16 protein-coding genes are annotated in these 17332 nt (G+C 66.0%); 15 read left to right on the forward strand and 1 reads right to left on the reverse strand.

All coding sequences use genetic code 11. The features are described from left to right. Positions 1 to 208: 208 nt before the first annotated feature. On the forward strand, positions 209 to 1267 hold the full coding sequence (locus E9536_RS06455; RefSeq protein ID WP_060319573.1) for a porin: 1059 nt from the start codon (positions 209 to 211) through the stop codon (positions 1265 to 1267). 67 nt (positions 1268 to 1334) lie between these two features. Here E9536_RS06455 and E9536_RS06460 read toward each other — a convergent pair whose 3' ends face one another. Continuing rightward, entirely contained in the window at positions 1335 to 2726 is a 1392-nt protein-coding gene (locus tag E9536_RS06460) for a PLP-dependent aminotransferase family protein (RefSeq protein ID WP_136469515.1), read from the reverse strand. A gap of 381 nt (positions 2727 to 3107) precedes the next feature. Here E9536_RS06460 and E9536_RS06465 point away from each other — a divergent pair, with 381 nt between their 5' ends. The 14 genes from E9536_RS06465 to E9536_RS06530 all read left to right on the forward strand — a co-directional run bounded on the left by E9536_RS06465 (position 3108) and on the right by E9536_RS06530 (position 17199). Further along, positions 3108 to 3590: an MSMEG_0572/Sll0783 family nitrogen starvation response protein gene (locus E9536_RS06465; RefSeq protein WP_006405208.1), complete on the forward strand. Its 483-nt coding sequence runs from the start codon at positions 3108 to 3110 to the stop codon at positions 3588 to 3590. Positions 3591 to 3609: 19 nt separating this feature from the next. Continuing rightward, positions 3610 to 4632 (forward strand): Nit6803 family nitrilase, encoded by a 1023-nt coding sequence (locus tag E9536_RS06470; RefSeq protein WP_136469516.1) that lies wholly within the window; start codon positions 3610 to 3612, stop codon positions 4630 to 4632. Then, a complete protein-coding gene (locus E9536_RS06475) occupies positions 4625 to 5695 on the forward strand; it encodes an MSMEG_0568 family radical SAM protein (RefSeq protein WP_027789320.1) in 1071 nt (356 codons plus the stop codon). Before E9536_RS06470 ends, E9536_RS06475 begins: the two co-directional genes overlap by 8 nt. Positions 5696 to 5697: 2 nt before the next feature. Beyond that, entirely contained in the window at positions 5698 to 6258 is a 561-nt protein-coding gene (locus E9536_RS06480) for an MSMEG_0567/Sll0786 family nitrogen starvation N-acetyltransferase (protein ID WP_006408568.1), read from the forward strand. Further along, positions 6255 to 7238 (forward strand): sll0787 family AIR synthase-like protein, encoded by a 984-nt coding sequence (locus E9536_RS06485; protein ID WP_136469517.1) that lies wholly within the window; start codon positions 6255 to 6257, stop codon positions 7236 to 7238. The genes E9536_RS06480 and E9536_RS06485 overlap by 4 nt, the downstream gene beginning before the upstream one ends. Then, positions 7235 to 8419 carry an MSMEG_0565 family glycosyltransferase gene (locus E9536_RS06490; RefSeq protein ID WP_136469518.1) on the forward strand — a complete coding sequence of 395 codons (1185 nt, stop codon included), beginning with the start codon at positions 7235 to 7237 and terminating at the stop codon, positions 8417 to 8419. Before E9536_RS06485 ends, E9536_RS06490 begins: the two co-directional genes overlap by 4 nt. Positions 8420 to 8428: 9 nt before the next feature. Further along, positions 8429 to 8713 carry an MSMEG_0570 family nitrogen starvation response protein gene (locus tag E9536_RS06495; RefSeq protein ID WP_021156903.1) on the forward strand — a complete coding sequence of 95 codons (285 nt, stop codon included), beginning with the start codon at positions 8429 to 8431 and terminating at the stop codon, positions 8711 to 8713. A gap of 56 nt (positions 8714 to 8769) precedes the next feature. Beyond that, positions 8770 to 10071: an MSMEG_0569 family flavin-dependent oxidoreductase gene (locus tag E9536_RS06500; protein WP_060195338.1), complete on the forward strand. Its 1302-nt coding sequence runs from the start codon at positions 8770 to 8772 to the stop codon at positions 10069 to 10071. 5 nt (positions 10072 to 10076) lie between these two features. Further along, positions 10077 to 10910 (forward strand): Pnap_2097 family protein, encoded by an 834-nt coding sequence (locus tag E9536_RS06505; RefSeq protein ID WP_136469519.1) that lies wholly within the window; start codon positions 10077 to 10079, stop codon positions 10908 to 10910. Then, complete coding sequence (gene scpA / locus E9536_RS06510; RefSeq protein ID WP_136469520.1) at positions 10907 to 13048, forward strand: methylmalonyl-CoA mutase; 2142 nt, start codon at positions 10907 to 10909, stop codon at positions 13046 to 13048. The genes E9536_RS06505 and scpA overlap by 4 nt, the downstream gene beginning before the upstream one ends. A 203-nt stretch (positions 13049 to 13251) precedes the next feature. Next, positions 13252 to 14178 (forward strand): TauD/TfdA family dioxygenase, encoded by a 927-nt coding sequence (locus E9536_RS06515; RefSeq protein ID WP_136469521.1) that lies wholly within the window; start codon positions 13252 to 13254, stop codon positions 14176 to 14178. A 48-nt stretch (positions 14179 to 14226) separates the two neighbouring features. Then, entirely contained in the window at positions 14227 to 15258 is a 1032-nt protein-coding gene (locus E9536_RS06520; protein WP_059575161.1) for an ABC transporter substrate-binding protein, read from the forward strand. Between the two features lie 67 nt (positions 15259 to 15325). After that, positions 15326 to 16315: an ABC transporter ATP-binding protein gene (locus E9536_RS06525; RefSeq protein WP_136469522.1), complete on the forward strand. Its 990-nt coding sequence runs from the start codon at positions 15326 to 15328 to the stop codon at positions 16313 to 16315. Then, on the forward strand, positions 16312 to 17199 hold the full coding sequence (locus tag E9536_RS06530) for an ABC transporter permease (protein ID WP_027789310.1): 888 nt from the start codon (positions 16312 to 16314) through the stop codon (positions 17197 to 17199). Before E9536_RS06525 ends, E9536_RS06530 begins: the two co-directional genes overlap by 4 nt. Positions 17200 to 17332: the final 133 nt, after the last annotated feature.

The raw sequence follows: 17332 nt of genomic DNA on the forward strand, positions 1-17332 counted from the left end.
CTAACGATGGGGCTCAAAAAACGGTGCTCATAGAGTAGACGCGCAGTGGGAAGCGGACGTGCCGAGACTGTTCGTTGTAGCGAGGCAAGCTGAAGGATTACCCGGACACGCCTGCCCATTGACCAAACGATTCCGATGCATTTCCAGCGGGACGTTTTCCTCAGTCATTTTCGTCAACGAAAGCTACGCATAAAATTAGGAAAGCGATATGAATACGGTCATCAAGCGAAGCATGGTGGTGTGCGCCGCGGTCGGATGCGGCGTGGCACATGCACAGTCCTCAGTGACGCTGTACGGGCTGGTGGATGCGGGTATTACGTACACGAACAATGCGGCATCGAGCACCGGACATGGCGCGCTCGTGCAGTTTGCATCCGGGTCTTCGCAGGGAGATCGCTGGGGGCTGACGGGTAAAGAGGACCTGGGTGGCGGACTCAAGGCGATCTTCACGCTCGAAAGCGGCTTTCAACTTTCCAACGGGGCCTTGGCGCAGAGCGGGCTTTTGTTCAATCGCGCAGCCTTCGTCGGCCTTGACGGACGCTTCGGCACGCTGACGCTCGGGCGGCAATACGACTTCATCGGCGATATCTTTCCGGCGTACTCGATTGCGGGAAATACGGCAGCGGGCATCCTGGGGTGGGGAATCCCGGCGTATGCGGCTGGCGGATATACGCTCGATAACCGACTGTGGGGCGATAACGTCAACAACTCGGTGAAGTATCTTTCGCCGACGATTTCGGGTTTCAGTGTCGGCGCCATGTATGGTTTCGGCAACGTCGCCGGCTCGTTGGGCACCAACAGCTCGATGAATTTTCTGCTGAACTACAGCCAAGGCGGGCTCGCCGCATCGCTGTCGTATTTCAAGCAGCATAACGCGACGACTTCCGCGAATTTGACCGAATACGCCGGCGGTGCAACCTACAGCCTGGGGAAAGCGCAGATTTTTGGTGTCGTGACCGATGTTCAGTTGAGCAGCGGCACCCAGGCTCGGGCGCTGACCTACGACGGTGGCATGACTTACTTTGTCAAGCCCGATATTTCGCTTGGAGCAGGGTTCCAGTTTCAACAGCGCAACAACGGCGTCGGTAGCGCGAACCAGGTGACCATCGGGGCGGATTACTTCATTTCCAAGCGAACGGACGTGTATTTTGTTGGCGCGCTCGCGCATGATCATGCACACGGCGCGCAAATCGAAGCAGCGCTCGGATCGCCGTCCAGCACGAGTTTTCAGACTGCGGCACGGATCGGCATTCGCCACAAGTTCTAACGGTCGCGGGTCGAGCGCGATGGCGAACCGGGGGTTCGCCCATTTGTCTTCGACGCGGTATCGGCCGCTACATCGCCGCACCATAAAGATGATGCGCGTCGGTCAGTGCATCCGCGACGAGTTCCAGGCCGTCCCGGCACTGCTCCCGATCCTGCGGCCCGCCAAGGCAGATACGGATCGCCGCCGGCGGGTCGCCGTCCGTCGAAAATGCCGCGCTCGCCACGGCAGCGACGTTTCGACTCCGCAGATGCTGCGCCAGATCAGGTGCGGTCCATAGGCACTCGCGCGGAATCGGCAACCAGAGATGGAAACCGTCGGGGTGGGCATCGAAAGGCCATGCGCCGAGAATCCGGCCCGCGATCGCCTGCCGTGCATGCGCCTCCGATCGAATCGCGGCCAGCATCTCGCTTGCCGTGCCGTCGTTGATCCATTGGGTGGACAGCAGCATCGTGAGCGGGCTCGGCATCACGGTCGTGGCGCGCAGTGCGCCGGCGATCCGCTGTGCTTCGCGCACCGTCGGCGCGAGCAGGTAAGCGATGCGCAACCCGGCGCCGAAGTTCTTCGACATGCCGGTCACGTAGTAGGTCAGTTCTGGCGCCAGCAGCGCCAGCGGGGGCGGCGCGCTCTGCGGCAGCATCGCATAGGCATCGTCCTCGATGATGGGCACGTTGTAGCGTGTGGCGATATCGGCCAACGCTTCGCGGCGCCGGAACGGTATCGTGAGCGTGCTCGGGTTCTGCAGGGTCGGGTTGCAGTACAGCGCAGCGGGCTGTCCGCTTCGGCAGAGCGATTCGAAGGCATGCGGCAACGGCCCGTCGTCGTCCCGCGGCAGCGGCTGTAACCGCACGCCCAGTTGCGATGCGATGGCCTTGATGCCGGGGTAAGCGAGTGAATCGAGGCAGATCGAGTCGCCGCGGCTCGCAAGCCGGGAAACGAGCGCGACGAGGGCGCTGTGGATTCCCGGACAAACGAGCACGCTATCGCTGCTGCAGCCGGGCAGGCGATTGGCCAGCCATGCGCGGCCGGCGGCGCGATCCGCCGGTGTGCCGCCGAAATCCTGATATCGCATCAATTGGTAAGGGTCCGCCGCGGCGAACAATGCGGCAGCCGATTCCTGCAGTCGCCCGGCCATCTCGGGCGGCTCCGGTGGCATGTTCATCGACATCTCGATGCTGCTCCCGCCCGACAGCGGGATCGTCCGGGTTGGGCCGCGCACGAATGTACCGCTTCCTGCCCGTGTATCGAGCAAGCCGCGCCTGCGGGCTTCAGCATACGCGCGGGCTACCGTCGTGTAGTTCAGGTTCAGCGCACCGGCGAGATCGCGCAGCCCGGGTAGGCGGTCGCGTGGTTTCAGCCGGCCCGCCGCCAGGTCTTCCTCGATCAGGTCGGGGATCAGCAGGTACGCCGGCTTCCTGCTTTCCAGGAGTCGCTTCGACCAATGATGGATTATGTAATCCATACCTGTTTCCATTTGATGATTCATCAAAACGTTAGCATGGCGCATTAATCGGAAATATCTATATCGCCATTCTGAAGCCAGATGATTGCATTGATCGCATCATGTATCGGATTGATGCATGGATGCACGCTCGATGCGCACGCATGCTTGCTGGTTGCTTCACACGGGTGCGCGCCGTCGCCCGGACGGGCCACTTCCTGTCCGAACCGCATTCGGTCACGCAAGGATCGGACCGGCTGCATCGGCATTTATCGATTGAATGATCGGAGAGTGATCGCATCAGGTCTGTGCCTGGTTGGCATATGCGTTGCGTTAATGAGATCGCCCGGACTCGAAAGTGTTCGGGAATATCACTGAACTCATTATCAAACGGAGCGTGCCATGCCCGCAGTCAATCAGCCGTTGCACAAGAAGGGAGATTTCCTCGTCGATTACGAGGAAAAGGTGTTCGAAGACGTCAAGGCGGAACCGGGCGAGAAAGCGCTCGTGACGTTCCACACGGTTGCGTTCGAGGGATCGATCGGCTTCGTGAACCTGCTGCAGGCGACTCGCCTGCAACGCAAAGGATTCGAGACGTCGGTGCTGCTCTATGGCCCCGGCGTGACGCTCGGCCTCCAGCGCGGGTTTCCGACGCTCGGCGACGAGGCGTTTCCCGGTCATCTGAACTTCAACAAGCAACTCGTCAAGTTCATGGAAGAAGGCGGGAAAGTCTACGCGTGCCGTTTTGCGCTGCAGGCGCTCTACGGGCATGGCGAAGCGTCGCTGATCGAGGGCATTCGACCGATCAATCCGCTCGACGTGCTGGATATCCAGCTGCTTCACCGCAAGGAGAACGCGCTGGTCATCCATACCTGGACCGTTTGATCGAATGACGGGTGCCATCATGTCCGACAAACGCATCGTCCGGGCGGCAGCCGTCCAGATCGCTCCCGATCTGGAACGCGCCGGCGGCACGCTCGACAAGGTCTGCGCGGCGATCGACGAGGCCGCCGGCAAGGGCGTCCAGCTGATCGTCTTTCCTGAAACATTCGTGCCGTACTACCCGTACTTCTCGTTCGTGCGGACACCGGTCGCATCCGGTGCCGATCACATGCGGCTGTACGAGCAGGCCGTGGCGGTGCCGGGCCCCGTGACGCATGCCGTTGCGGAGCGCGCGCGTCTGCACGGGATGGTGGTCGTGCTCGGCGTGAACGAGCGCGACCACGGCAGCCTGTACAACACGCAGCTGATCTTCGACGTCGACGGGCGCCTCGCGGTGAAGCGCCGCAAGATCACGCCGACGTTTCACGAGCGGATGATCTGGGGGCAGGGCGACGCGGCCGGACTCAAGGTTGCGCAGACCGGTGTCGGACGGGTCGGTGCGCTCGCGTGCTGGGAGCACTACAACCCGCTCGCCCGTTATGCGCTGATGACGCAGCACGAGGAAATTCATTGCAGTCAGTTTCCCGGCTCGCTGGTCGGCCCGATCTTTGCGGAACAGATCGAAGTCACGATCCGCCACCACGCGCTGGAAGCGGGCTGCTTCGTCGTCAATGCGACCGGCTGGCTGACGGACGCCCAGATCGAGTCGATCACGGGCGATCCGAATCTGCAGAAGGCCCTGCGCGGCGGATGCAATACCGCGATCGTGTCACCGGAGGGGCAGCATCTGGCCGAGCCCTTGCGGGAGGGCGAAGGGATGGTGATCGCCGACCTGGACATGTCGCTGATCACCAAGCGCAAGCGAATGATGGATTCGGTCGGCCACTATGCGCGGCCGGAACTGCTGAGTCTTGCCATCAGCGATCGGCCGGCGACGACGGTGACCCCGATGGGGATCGGCGTGCCGGCCGCACGCGACTTCGAGGGACATTGCCATGAGCGCGAACGCGAAACCGTCGGTGCAGAGCCGGCAATTGATGACTGAACTGCAGTCGGTCGGGCTGCGCCTCGCGGATCCGCGGGTGGGCGCCGCGAGCCGGCGCGGCGGCGCCGGGCCGTCCGATCACAAGGCCGTGACGGTCGACGGCGTGACCATCATGGTGCCGGTGCACACGAGTACCGCGTGGGATTCGCCGTTCGTCGCGGCGGCGCCCGATGCGGCGGGCGTCAGCCTGCTCTCGCGCGGCACGATCCCGATCGCGAGCATCAGCTTTCCGTCGAGCCCGCGCTTCTACGCGTTGCAGACACTGGAGGGCGTGCCGTATTCGCACATCGCGACGCTGCATGGTGCCGACGTGCTGGCGACCACGGTGTTGCAGACCTGCATTCGCTACGAGAGCCGGCGCAAGACCTGCCAGTTCTGCTCGATCGGCCAGTCGCTCGCGGCCGGCCGGACGATCGCCCGCAAGACGCCGGAACAGCTCGCCGAGGTTGCGCGCGCGGCGGTCCTGCTCGACGGCGTCAAGCACATGGTGTTGACGACCGGCACACCGCCGACGCCGGATCGCGGTGCGCGCGTGCTGTGCGAAAGCGCGTTCGCGATCAAGGCGGCCGTCGATCTCCCGATCCAGGCGCAATGCGAGCCACCGGACGACGACAGCTGGTTCGACCGGATGAAGGCAAGCGGGATCGATACGTTGGGCATGCATCTGGAAGCCGTGACCCCGGCGGTGCGCGAACGGATCATGCCGGGCAAGGCGAGCGTGCCGCTGTCCCGATACATGGCGGCATTCCGCGCGGCCGTCGGCGTGTTCGGCCGCGGCCAGGTCAGCACCTACATCCTCGCCGGGCTCGGCGACAGCGCGGCGGCGATCCTCGACATGTCGCGCGAACTGATCGGGTTGGGCGTGTATCCGTTCGTCGTGCCGTTCGTCCCGATCAGCGGCACGCCGCTGGAGAGTCATCCGGCGCCGTCGCCGGAGTTCATGCGGGCGGTGCTCGAACCGCTCGGCGCCATGCTGCGCGACGCCGGCATGCGCTCCGCCGACATCAAGGCAGGCTGCGGAAAGTGCGGCGCCTGCTCGTCGCTTTCGACCTACGAGGGGTGAGCATGTACTGCGCAGAGATGGGACTGGCCGACTGCCGCGACACCTACCGGCCCGCCGAATACCGGATCAAATGGGCGGCGCTTCCGTGGGAAATCGACGAAGCGTACAAATTGCGCCGGGCGGTGTTCTGTATCGAGCAGGGGATCTTCGCCGGCGACGATCGCGACGATATCGATCGCCACGCGCAACTGCTGGTCGCAGTCAGCTGCTGCGCGGGGCTGCCCGAGCAGGTGGTCGGCACGGTGCGGATTCATGAAACCGTGCCCGGAACCTGGATGGGCTCACGGCTGGCGGTGCATCCGGCGTTTCGCAGGCAGGGCAGGATCGGCTCGATGCTGATCGCACTTGCCGTCAGCAGCGCGCATGCCGAAGGTTGCCGGACCTTCGTCGCACACGTGCAATCGCAGAACGTGCCGCTGTTTCGTCGGCTTCACTGGGATGCGCTCGGCGAGGAAACGTTGTTCGGACGTCCTCATCAACTGATGCAGGCCCGGCTGGCGCACTATCCGCCGTGCGGCACGCCGTTCGAGGGTTTCGTCCTGCGCTCGGAGGTGCGGCAATGAGTGTCGACGGTCGCATCGCAACGCTGCGCGCAAGTCGCGGCTTCCAGCACAAGCACGACATCTCCGGCGTGGTCGCATCGCTCGCAGCGGCATTGCCGAACGGCGAGCGGGATCTTGCACAGGCGGTGGCACTCGGCGACGACTGCGCGGCGATTCCCGACGCGGACGGTTACCTGCTGTTTGCGATCGAGGGCATGGTCGGCGATTTCGTCGAGTCGATGCCGTGGTTCGCGGGGTACAGCGGCGTGATGGCGAACATCAGCGACATCTACGCGATGGGCGGGCGGCCGATCGCCGTCGTCGATGCATTGTGGAGCGACGGAATCGACGCCGCGCGGCCGGTGCTCGCCGGGATGGCCGCGGCTGCGTCGGCGTATGGCGTGCCGATCGTCGGCGGCCACAGCAACACGCGCAGCGCGCAGGGGCAGCTTGCGGTATCGATCCTGGGCCGGGCCCGCGCGCTGCTGTCGAGCTTCAGCGCGCGGCCGGGCGATCGCCTGATGGCGGCGGTCGACCTGCGTGGCGCATTCGAGGATCCTTATCCGTTCTGGAATGCGTCGGTCGGCGCGCCGCCGGCCCGGCTGCGCGGCGATCTCGAGATCCTGCCGGCGTTGGCCGAAGACGGGCTGTGCGATGCCGCGAAGGATATCTCGATGGCGGGCGTGCTCGGTACGGCGCTGATGCTCGTCGAATGCTCGCGCGTCGGCGCGCACATCGAACTCGACGCGATCCCGCGTCCGCCCGGCGTCGATTTCGATCGCTGGCTGACGGCCTTTCCGAGCTACGGGTTCCTGATGTCGGTCCGGCCGGCGCATGCCGACGCGATCGTGGAACGCTTCGCGGCGCGCGGGCTCGCGTGCGCCGTGATCGGCGATATCGACGCAACGCGCGAGGTCGTCGTCGAAGAGGCGGGCGAAACGGCGGTGCTGTGGGATTTCGGGATCGAACCGTTTATGACCGGCGGCAGAGGTGTCCGATGAGCGGCGATGCGTTGCGCATCGCGCTGCTGACCCATTCGGTGAATCCGCGCGGCGGCGTCGTGCACGCACTTGAACTCGCCAGTGCGCTGCACGAAGCGGGAAGCGACGTCACCGTGTTCGCGCCGGCCGCGCCGGGCGAGGCGATGTTCCGCGATGTCCCGTGCCGCGTCGTGCTGGCACGCGTCGATGGCCGCCCTGGCAGCATCGCGGAAATGGTGTCCGCGCGGATTGCCGCGATCAGGCACGCATTGCAGGAGCACGAGGCGGGCGGGTTCGACGTCCTGCATGCACAGGACAGCATCACGGGCAATGCGCTGGCCGAGTTGCGGCAGTCGGGCGCAATAGACGGTTTCGTACGGACCGTGCATCACCTCGACGTATTCGACGACCCGCAGCTCGAGCGCTGGCAGGAACGTGCGTGGCGCGCGGCGGACCAGGTGCTGTGCGTGAGCGCCGTGTGGGCGGCCACGATGCTCAAGACGTTCGGGGTCGACGCAAGCGTGGTGCCCAACGGCGTGGACGTCGCCCGGTTCGCTCGTGCGGACCAGGAGGACATGCAGGCGGTACGGCAGCGGTACGGCCTGTACGGCGGCCCGATTGTCCTGGCGATCGGCGGGATCGAGGAGCGGAAAAACTCGATCGCATTGCTCGAGGCGTTCGCCCGGCTGCGCGGCACGATGCCCGATGCACGGCTCGTGATCGCGGGCGGCGCGAGCCTGCTCGATCACGACGCATACGCACGCCGCTTCGTCGCGCGCGCCGCTGCCCTCGGGCTGGGGATCGGCGTCGACGAACCCGTCGTGTCGACGGGGCCGCTCGACGACGCGGCGCTGGTCGCGCTGATGCACTGTGCCGACGTGGTGTCGATGGTGTCGATCCGAGAGGGATTCGGTCTGGTCGTGCTCGAGGGGCTTGCTTGCGGAAAGCCCGTCATCGTGTCCGAAATCGAACCCTTTACCGAGTATCTGGACGAGCACGCGTGTGTGTGGGCCGATCCCGGCGATGTGGATTCGATCGCCGACGCGCTGCGCGACGCGCTCTCGGGACGGCGTGTTCCCGATTTCGTACATGCCGTCCCCGCAGTGCTGAACCGCTACTCATGGGAAGCGAGTGCGCGAAGGCATCTGGATATCTACCGGGCCCGGCTGGCGCAGCGTGCGCGAGTCGTGTCCACTGAATGAGGAGGAATCATGCCGGTCATGCATTTTCGGGTTCGTTGGCCCGATCAGTCGGAAACAAATTGCTATTCGCCTTCGACCGTCGTGTCGGAATTCTTCACGCCCGAGACGCAGTACGCGCTCGACGACTTCGTCGAGCGAGCCCGACGCGCACTGGGTATCGCGTCCGATCGCGTCCGCGAGAAATACGGATTCGCGTGCTCGGCCGCGATGGACGAGCTGGCACGGATCGAAGCGAACGCGGAACGATTCGCGCCGCAGGGCGACGCGACCGTGACCGTCATCGAACTCGTTTGAGGCGTAAGGCACGCAGGAATCCACTGTCTTCTTCAACACACATTCAGGACTGCATCATGTCAAGCGAACCCGTTGTTTCATCCAGCCTCCCGGATTCCGATTCCCATCTGCGCGTAGCCGTCATCGGTGGCGGGCAGGCGGGGTTGTCGATCAGCTACTACCTGAAGCAGGCAGGTATCGATCATCTCGTATTCGAAAAGGAGACCGTGACGCACACGTGGCGCAAGCAGCGCTGGGACGCGTTCTGTCTCGTGACGCCGAACTGGCAGTGTGCGCTGCCGGGTTATCCGTATCGCGGTGCCGACCCGCACGGCTTCATGACGAAGGACGAGATCGTCGAGTATCTCGACGGATTCATCCGCAGCGTCGATGCACCGGTGCTGGAACATACCGCCGTCGAGCGTGTGACGCGCGACGCGGACGGGCGCTATCGCATCGCGACGTCGCGCGGCGCGTACACGGCGGATCAGGTCGTCGTTGCATCGGGCGGCTACCATCGGCCGATCGTGCCGCGGATGGCCGAGCGGTTGCCGGCAACGATCGTGCAGATCCAGTCGTCGGAATACCGGAATCCGGCCGCATTGCCGGACGGGCCGGTTCTCGTGGTCGGATCGGGGCAGTCGGGCGCGCAGATTGCGGAAGACCTCCACCTCGCCGGGAGAAAGGTGTTCCTCGCGGTGGGCGATGCACCGCGCTGTGCGCGTTTCTACCGGGGCAGGGACGTCGTCGACTGGCTGGCCGACATGCAGTACTACGACATGCCGGTCGATGCGCATCCGCTGCGCGAAGGCGTGCGCGACAATACCAACCACTATGTGACCGGCCGCGATGGCGGGCGCGATATCGATCTGCGCCGCTTTGCGGCCGAAGGGATGGAACTGTACGGCCGGCTGGAGGATTTCGCGGACGGGCAGTTGCGCTTCTCCGCGGATCTGTCGGCGCAGCTCGACAGCGCCGACGATACGTACAACCGGATCAATGCCGGCATCGATGCCCATATCGAGAAGAACGGGATCGCGGCGCCGCCGGCGACGCGCTACGAGCCCGTGTGGCGTCCGGCCGGCGAGCGCACGGCGCTCGATCTCGCGGCCAGCGGCATCGCATCGGTCGTCTGGTGCATCGGCTTCACTCCGGATTTCAGCTGGCTGGATGCGCCGGTATTCAACGGCCGCGGTTATCCCGCGCACCGGCGCGGCGTGACGCCGGTTCCGGGGCTCTACTTCGTCGGGCTGCCCTGGCTATATACGTGGGGTTCCGGGCGATTCTCCGGGGTGGCGCGCGATGCCGCCCATATCGTCGAACAGATCCAGGCCGGGACGACGGCCGCACGGCGCTCGGCCGAAAGCCTGGCCGCCTGACGCCGATGCATACCGCCATCCATCGCTATCGGGCCGGCATGCCGCAACTCGCGCACACGGGGCTCGCGGAGAACTGGCTGCTCAAGGAGTGCGGGCAGCGTCACTGGGACGCGCTGGCCGCGCACGGCGGTCGCGACGTCCCCGAGTTCTTCGACGACGAGGGGCGGCGTGCCTATGCGTCGTTCGTTGCGGTGCACGTCGACATGAACCGTCGTCACGCGATTCGCGAGAACGACACGTTCGCGCTTCATGTCGCGCTTCGCAGGGTCGGCCCGATTCGCCATTTCAGCGAGCAGCGGATCCGGCACGGCGACGACGAAGCCGGTATCGTGCGGATGATGTCGACGTTCGTGACGCGCGAACACGCCGGCAGCAACCGCTCAGTGGCGAAGGCGCGCATGACCGGCATCGACGGCCGCACCGGACCGGTTCCGGCCGATGCGCTGGCGATGGCGGAACGTGCGAAGAAGTTGCGCGTGCGGGATGCGTCGATCGTGCCGGCGCTCGCCGGCCTCGCGGAGGGCGACGGCGCAAGCGTCTCGTTTCTGCCGTGCCCGAACATGGATTTCAATGGCGCGGACCTGCTTTACTTCGCGAGCTTCCAGGCATTCGTCGACCGCGCGGAATGGCAGCATTACTGCTTCGAGCAAGCCCCCGTGCTGGCGGCGCGTCAACTGTACTTTCATGGAAATCTCGACATCGGCGATTCGTTGACCGTGCGTTTCGCGCGTGCTCGATCCGATGCGGATGGCCTGTTGCACTGGAGCGAAATCGTGCGCGACGGCGACGGGACGAAGATTGCCGATGTGATCACGCAAAAGCGCTGGAGTCGGGCATGAACGAAGCGGCATGCATGGAGCCGGGCACCGGCGTGGAGAACGTCGCGCGGAACGATCGAGGCGCGCGCGCGGTGCCGCTGCGGAAACTCTACACGCGCAGCGATCTCGACGCCGTCGCGCATCTCGACGGCATGCCCGGCGCGTGGCCCTATGTGCGCGGGCCGTACGCGTCGATGTATACCGATCGCCCGTGGACGATCCGGCAATACACGGGGCATGCCGACGCCGCGGATTCCAATCTCGCGTTTCGCACGGCACTCGAGCAGGGCGCGCAGGGGTTATCCGTGGCATTCGACCTGGCAACGCAGCGGGGCTACGACTCGGACTGCGCCGAGGCGCGGGCCGACGTCGGCTTGGCCGGCGTCGCGATCGATACGGTCGAGGACATGGTGCGGCTGTTCGACGGCATTGCGCTCGACGCCACGACCGTGTCGATGACGATGAATGGCGCGGTCCTGCCGATCATGGCGGCGTTCGTCGTGGCCGCCGAGGAGCAGGGCGTGCCGCCCGAGCGGATCGGCGGGACGATTCAGAACGACATCCTGAAGGAGTACATGGTCCGCAATACGTGGATCTTCGAGCCGGAGCCGTCGATGCGGATCGTCGCCGACGTCGCGTTGTGGCTCGCGCGGCATGCACCGCGCTTCAATGCGCTGTCGGTGTCGGGATATCACTTCCAGGAAGCCGGCGCCGATGCCGTGCTCGAGCTCGCGCTGACGCTGTCGAACGCGCGCGCGTACGTCGACACGCTGGCCGCACGCGGCATGCCTGCCGATGAAGCCTGCTCCCGTTTGAGCTTTTTCTTCGGCGTCGGCAGCGATTTCTATACGGAAATCGCCAAGCTGCGCGCGGCGCGCCTGCTGTGGGCGGAGATCGCACACGCGTGCGGCGCGCGTTCGCCCCGGGCGTGCGCACTGCGCATGCATTGCCAGACGTCGGGCTGGTCGTTGACGGCACAGGAGCCGGAAAACAACATCGTTCGCGTGACGGCGCAGGCGATGGCCGCGGCGTTCGGCGGCACGCAGTCGCTGCACACGAATGCGTACGATGAAGCGCTTGCGCTGCCTTCCGCGGCGGCGGCGCGCCTCGCGCGCAATACGCAGCTGATTCTGCAGCATGAAACGGGACTGTGCGACACGGTCGATCCGTGGGCCGGCTCGTACATGATGGAGTCGCTGACGGACGACATCGCGACACGCGTGCGCGCCGAGCTGGCCGCCATCGACGCGCAGGGCGGCGTGATCGCCGCGATCGAGTCCGGCTGGGTCAAGCGGCGCTTGCTGCGCGCCGCGGCCGCGACGCAGGCGCAGGTCGATTCGGGGCGCCGGACCGTGGTTGGCGTGAACCGTTTCGTCGCGGACGAAACGACTGGCGAATTCATGGTGTGCGAGATCGACGGCCGTCATGTGCGTGCCGGGCAGGCGCGGCGAATCGCAGCCGTCAAGGCCGCGCGCGATCCGGCGCGGGTTGCGACGGCGTTGCAGCGGCTGGCCGATGCCGCGCGCGACGGCACCGGAAACCTGCTGGCACTGGCGATCGACTGCATGCGGGCACGTGCGACCGTCGGGGAGTGTACGCGCGCGCTGGAATCGGTATGGCCGCGGCATGTCGTGGCGGTGGAAGCGGACGGCGAGGGCGTCTACGGCGAACATCGGCGAGACGACGCTGCATGGCGGGCGGCGAAGGGCTGCGTCGACCGGCTGGCGCAACGCGTGGGACGCAGGCCGCGCATCATGATCGCCAAGCTCGGCCAGGACGGGCACGACCGCGGTGCGGCCGTCGTCGCAGCTGCGCTCGAGGACGCCGGATTCGACGTCCTGCGCCTGCCGCTGTTTCAGCAGCCGGCATGTGTGGCGGCAGCCGCGCAGGCGTATGGCGCCGACATCGTGGGCATTTCGTCGTTGTCGGGTGCCCACCTCGAACTGGTCGAGGGGCTACTCCACGCACTGGCGTCGTATGACGCCGCGATTCAGGTGGTGTTGGGCGGAATCTTTCCCGTGGCGGATGCGCGACACCTGAAGATGAAGGGTGTCGCGGCGACGTTCGGGCCCGGCGCACCGATCGACGCTATCGCCGAAGCGCTGTGCGCATGTATCGAGCGGGCTCGGTGTGCGCACGTGGCGGACGGCGCCAGCTGACGCTTCCTCGTGCGCCGCAACAAGTCCGCGATGGAATACGTGCGCGATTTCGGCGCGCAACTGCACACGGTATTGCTCGCCGGCGTCGTATGCGCGAGCAGCGATCTTTATCACCGCAGCAGATAAACGTATCCGAATCGCTTCGTTGACGCACGCCGGTACGCCCTCGTAGATTCGCGTTTTGACCGAATCAGGGCCATGCCGTGACGACTACCGCCATCCGCGACGCCGCGACGCTATCCGCTGGACATCCTGCCTTGCGGCCGGACGGCGCGGCGCAGCATTTCGACATCGTGCCGTTCGACGCGCCGCTCGGCGCCGAAGTGATCGGCCTCGACCTGTCGCAACCGCTCGACGCCGGCGACTTCGCGCGCATCCATCGCGCGCATCTCGATCACCACGTGCTGGTGTTTCGCGACCAGCGCATCACGCCGGACGAGCACATCGCGTTCAGCCGCCGCTTCGGCCCGCTGCAGATTCACGTGCTGCACCAGTTCGCGCTGGCCGGCCACCCGGAAGTGCTGATCGTGTCGAACATCGTCGAGAACGGCAAACCGGTCGGGCTCGGCGATGCCGGCCATTTCTGGCACTCCGACCTGTCGTACAAGGAAAAACCGAGCCTCGGCTCGCTGCTGCACGCGCAGGAACTGCCGGCGGAAGGCGGCGATACGCTGTTCGCGAACATGCATCTCGCGTGGGACACGCTGCCCGCGCACCTGCGCCGCGCAGTCGAAGGGCGGCGCGCCGAGCATACGTATCTCGCGCGTTATGCGGAACTGCAGGCGCGCAGCCGGTGGCGGCCCAACCTGTCGCCCGAGCAGATCGCGCAGGTCGAGGCGGTCGTTCATCCGGTCGTGCGCACCCATCCTGAAACCGGCCGAAAGGCACTGTTCGTCAGCGAGCATTTCACGACGCGCATCATCGGCTTGCCCGACGACGAAAGCCGCGCGCTGCTCGACGAACTGTTCACGCACAGCGTGCGCGCCGAGCACCTGTATCGGCACGCATGGCGCGACCACGACCTCGTGTTCTGGGACAACCGTTCGCTGATGCATCTCGCCGCCGGCACGCCCGACCACCTGCGCCGCAAGCTGTACCGCACGACGATCGAGGGCGATGCGCCTTTCTGAGCCGCGCGCCGCGTCATTCATTCCTGCCCCTTCCTGACCGGAGTTCCGATGTCGTTTTCGTTCTTGCCGGCGCGTCGCGCGCTGGCGGCCACGCTCACCGCCGCGCTCGCCTTCGCGGGTGCGGTCATCCCGCAAGCCGCACACGCGGAAGGCCGCATCCGCATCGCCGAGCAGTTCGGCGTCGTCTATCTGATGCTGAACGTCGCGCGCGACCAGCAACTGATCGAGAAGGAAGGGCGCAAGGCTGGCCTCGACATCAAGGTCGACTGGGTGCGGCTGTCGGGCGGCGCGGCCGTAAACGACGCGCTGCTGTCCGGCGCGGTCGACGTCGCGGGCGCGGGCGTCGGTCCGCTCTTGACCGTGTGGGATCGCACGCGCGGCCGGCAGAACGTGAAGGGTGTCGCGTCGCTCGGCAATTTTCCGTACTACCTCGTGAGCAGCAACCCCAACGTGAAGACGATCGCCGACCTGAGCGCGAAGGACCGCATTGCGGTGCCGGCGGTCGGCGTGTCGGTGCAGTCGCGCGTGCTGCAGTACGCGGCCGCGAAGCAGTGGGGCGACAAGCAGTTCGACAAGCTCGACGCGCTGACGCAGGCGATTCCGCATCCGGACGCGACGGCCGCGATTCTCGCGAACAGCAACGTGATTACCGGTCACTTCGGCAATCCGCCGTTCCAGGAGCAGGAACTCGCCGGCAACCCGAACGCGCACATCGTGCTGAATTCGTATGACGTGCTCGGCGGCCCGAGTTCCGCGACGGTGCTGTACGCGACCGAGAAATTCCGCGACGACAACCCGAAGACCTACCGTGCGTTCGTCGCCGCACTGGCCGACGCCGCACGGCAGATCGCGGCCGATCCGGAACGCGCGGCCGACACCTATATTCGCGTGAACGGTTCGAAGATCGATCGCGCGCTGCTGCTGAAGATCCTGCGCAATCCGCAGGTGCAGTTCAAGACCGCGCCGCAGAATACGCTGCCGCTCGCGCAGTTCATGCATCGCACCGGCGCGATCCGCAACGAACCGAAGTCGTGGCGCGATTATTTCTTCGACGATCCGGCGACGGCCGGCGGCAGTTGAACGGCGCCGACGCTGTGACGCCGCGATCGACGCTTATGCGTCGGCGCGGTTTCGATATGCGCAATCGATGGTTGGTCCACACGGTGCCCGGCCGTATGTTGATGCTTTTCCCGCAAGAGATTCGATCGTGAACGCCACTTCTCCCCGAACCTGGTTGCCGCCGTATGCGGCACGTGGCGGCGCGTCGCCGGCCACGTCTGCCGTGCCCGATACGCGTGCCGACGGTCGCCCGGCCGCGAACGCCGCGCGGGCCGGCACGCACAGCGAACGCCTGCTGGCGATCGACCAGGTCAGCCTCGAATACCGCAGCGGCGCGCGGATCGTTCGCGCGACGCATCAGGTGAGCTTCGACGTGTACGGCAGCGATCGCTTCGTGCTGCTCGGCCCGTCGGGGTGCGGGAAGTCGACGTTGCTGAAGGCGATCGCCGGCTTCATCGAGCCCGTCTCGGGTTCGATCGCGCTCGACGGCCGGCCCGTAAGCGGGCCGGGGCCCGACCGCATCGTCGTGTTCCAGGAGTTCGATCAGTTGCCGCCGTGGAAGACGGTCGCCGAGAACGTCGCGTTTCCGTTGCGCGTCGCCGCGAAGCTGTCGCGCGCCGAAGCACGCGAGCGCGCGCTGCACTATCTCGACAAGGTCGGCCTCGGCGCGTTTGCCGATGCCTATCCGCATACGCTGTCGGGCGGCATGAAGCAGCGCGTCGCGATTGCGAGGGCGCTGGCGATGCAGCCGCGCGTGCTGCTGATGGACGAGCCGTTCGCGGCGCTCGATGCGCTCACGCGCCGCAAGATGCAGGAGGAACTGCTGCGGCTGTGGGACGAGTTCCGCTTCACGCTGCTGTTCGTCACGCACTCGATCGAGGAGGCGCTCGTGGTCGGCAACCGGATTCTGCTGCTGTCGCCGCATCCGGGCCGCGTGCGCGCGGAGCTCAACAGCCACGAGCATTCGCTCGACAACGTCGATACCGGCGACTTCCGCGACAACGTCGCCCGGATTCACCGCCTGCTGTTCGACACCGACGCACCGCACGTACCGACGACCGAGGACGCCGCATCATGAGTACGATCGATCCGGCCCTGCCGCCGCGGCCGCCCGTGCGCGACGAATACACGCGCACGCTCGACGCGCTGCCCGACGCCGAACGCGCTGCGCCCGCGCCGCTGCTGCGCCGCATCGCCGGCGCAGCGTGGTTTCGCCGCAGCGTCATCGCGCTCGTGCTGATCGCCGTCTGGGAGATCGTCGCGCGCATCGTCGCGAACGATCTGCTCGTCCCGACCTTCGGCGCGACGCTGGCTGCGTTCGTGCAGGGCATCGAGTCGGGCGAACTGCTCGTCAAGACGGGCATCTCGATGTCGGTTCTGCTCCGCGGCTATGCGCTGGGCGTGCTGCTGGCGTTCGCGCTGACGTCGCTCGCGGTATCGACGCGCATCGGCCGCGATCTGCTGACGATGCTCACGTCGATGTTCAATCCGCTGCCGTCCATTGCGTTGTTGCCGATCGCGCTGCTGTGGTTCGGGCTCGGCACCGGAAGCCTGCTGTTCGTGCTCGTGCATGCGGTGCTGTGGCCGCTCGCGCTGAGCATGTATACCGGCTTCGCCGGCGTACCCGTCACGCTGAAAATGGCCGGACGCAACTACGGGCTCACCGGCCTGCGCCAGATCGCGCTGATCCTCGTGCCTGCCGCGCTGCCGTCGATCCTGTCGGGGCTGCGCGTCGGCTGGGCATTCGCGTGGCGCACGCTGATCGCGGCCGAGCTCGTGTTCGGCGCGAGCGCGGGGCAGGGCGGGCTCGGCTGGTACATCTTCCAGAACCGCAACGAGCTGTACACGGATCGCGTGTTCGCGGGCCTCGCGGCCGTCATCGTGATCGGGCTGCTGGTCGAGAACCTCGTGTTCGATACGCTCGAACGCGCGACCGTGCGGCGCTGGGGCATTCAGCACTGACGCGTCGGGACGCGATCAGTCCCGGCGCATGCGTGACGTAAGCTGAAATCGGCTTTTCACGCGGGGCGGGTGGGTTCCAATCCTTGCGGACGGCGCGTCACATACGCCGCGTAGCGGATACCGCGTCGCGCGC

Origin of the sequence: Burkholderia sp. LS-044 (genome assembly GCF_004803625.1) — a bacterium.
Classification (GTDB): Bacteria; Pseudomonadota; Gammaproteobacteria; order Burkholderiales; family Burkholderiaceae; genus Burkholderia; species Burkholderia cepacia.

Excerpts from the sequence above, each read along its gene's own strand:
- E9536_RS06455 (WP_060319573.1), top strand. The coding sequence starts at position 209 with ATGAATACGGTCATCAAGCGAAGCATGGTGGTGTGCGCCGCGGTCGGA.
- E9536_RS06460 (WP_136469515.1), bottom strand. The coding sequence starts at position 2,726 with ATGGATTACATAATCCATCATTGGTCGAAGCGACTCCTGGAAAGCAGG.
- E9536_RS06465 (WP_006405208.1), top strand. The coding sequence starts at position 3,108 with ATGCCCGCAGTCAATCAGCCGTTGCACAAGAAGGGAGATTTCCTCGTC.
- E9536_RS06470 (WP_136469516.1), top strand. The coding sequence starts at position 3,610 with ATGTCCGACAAACGCATCGTCCGGGCGGCAGCCGTCCAGATCGCTCCC.
- E9536_RS06475 (WP_027789320.1), top strand. The coding sequence starts at position 4,625 with ATGACTGAACTGCAGTCGGTCGGGCTGCGCCTCGCGGATCCGCGGGTG.
- E9536_RS06480 (WP_006408568.1), top strand. The coding sequence starts at position 5,698 with ATGTACTGCGCAGAGATGGGACTGGCCGACTGCCGCGACACCTACCGG.
- E9536_RS06485 (WP_136469517.1), top strand. The coding sequence starts at position 6,255 with ATGAGTGTCGACGGTCGCATCGCAACGCTGCGCGCAAGTCGCGGCTTC.
- E9536_RS06490 (WP_136469518.1), top strand. The coding sequence starts at position 7,235 with ATGAGCGGCGATGCGTTGCGCATCGCGCTGCTGACCCATTCGGTGAAT.
- E9536_RS06495 (WP_021156903.1), top strand. The coding sequence starts at position 8,429 with ATGCCGGTCATGCATTTTCGGGTTCGTTGGCCCGATCAGTCGGAAACA.
- E9536_RS06500 (WP_060195338.1), top strand. The coding sequence starts at position 8,770 with ATGTCAAGCGAACCCGTTGTTTCATCCAGCCTCCCGGATTCCGATTCC.
- E9536_RS06505 (WP_136469519.1), top strand. The coding sequence starts at position 10,077 with ATGCATACCGCCATCCATCGCTATCGGGCCGGCATGCCGCAACTCGCG.
- scpA (WP_136469520.1), top strand. The coding sequence starts at position 10,907 with ATGAACGAAGCGGCATGCATGGAGCCGGGCACCGGCGTGGAGAACGTC.
- E9536_RS06520 (WP_059575161.1), top strand. The coding sequence starts at position 14,227 with ATGTCGTTTTCGTTCTTGCCGGCGCGTCGCGCGCTGGCGGCCACGCTC.
- E9536_RS06525 (WP_136469522.1), top strand. The coding sequence starts at position 15,326 with ATGGTTGGTCCACACGGTGCCCGGCCGTATGTTGATGCTTTTCCCGCA.
- E9536_RS06530 (WP_027789310.1), top strand. The coding sequence starts at position 16,312 with ATGAGTACGATCGATCCGGCCCTGCCGCCGCGGCCGCCCGTGCGCGAC.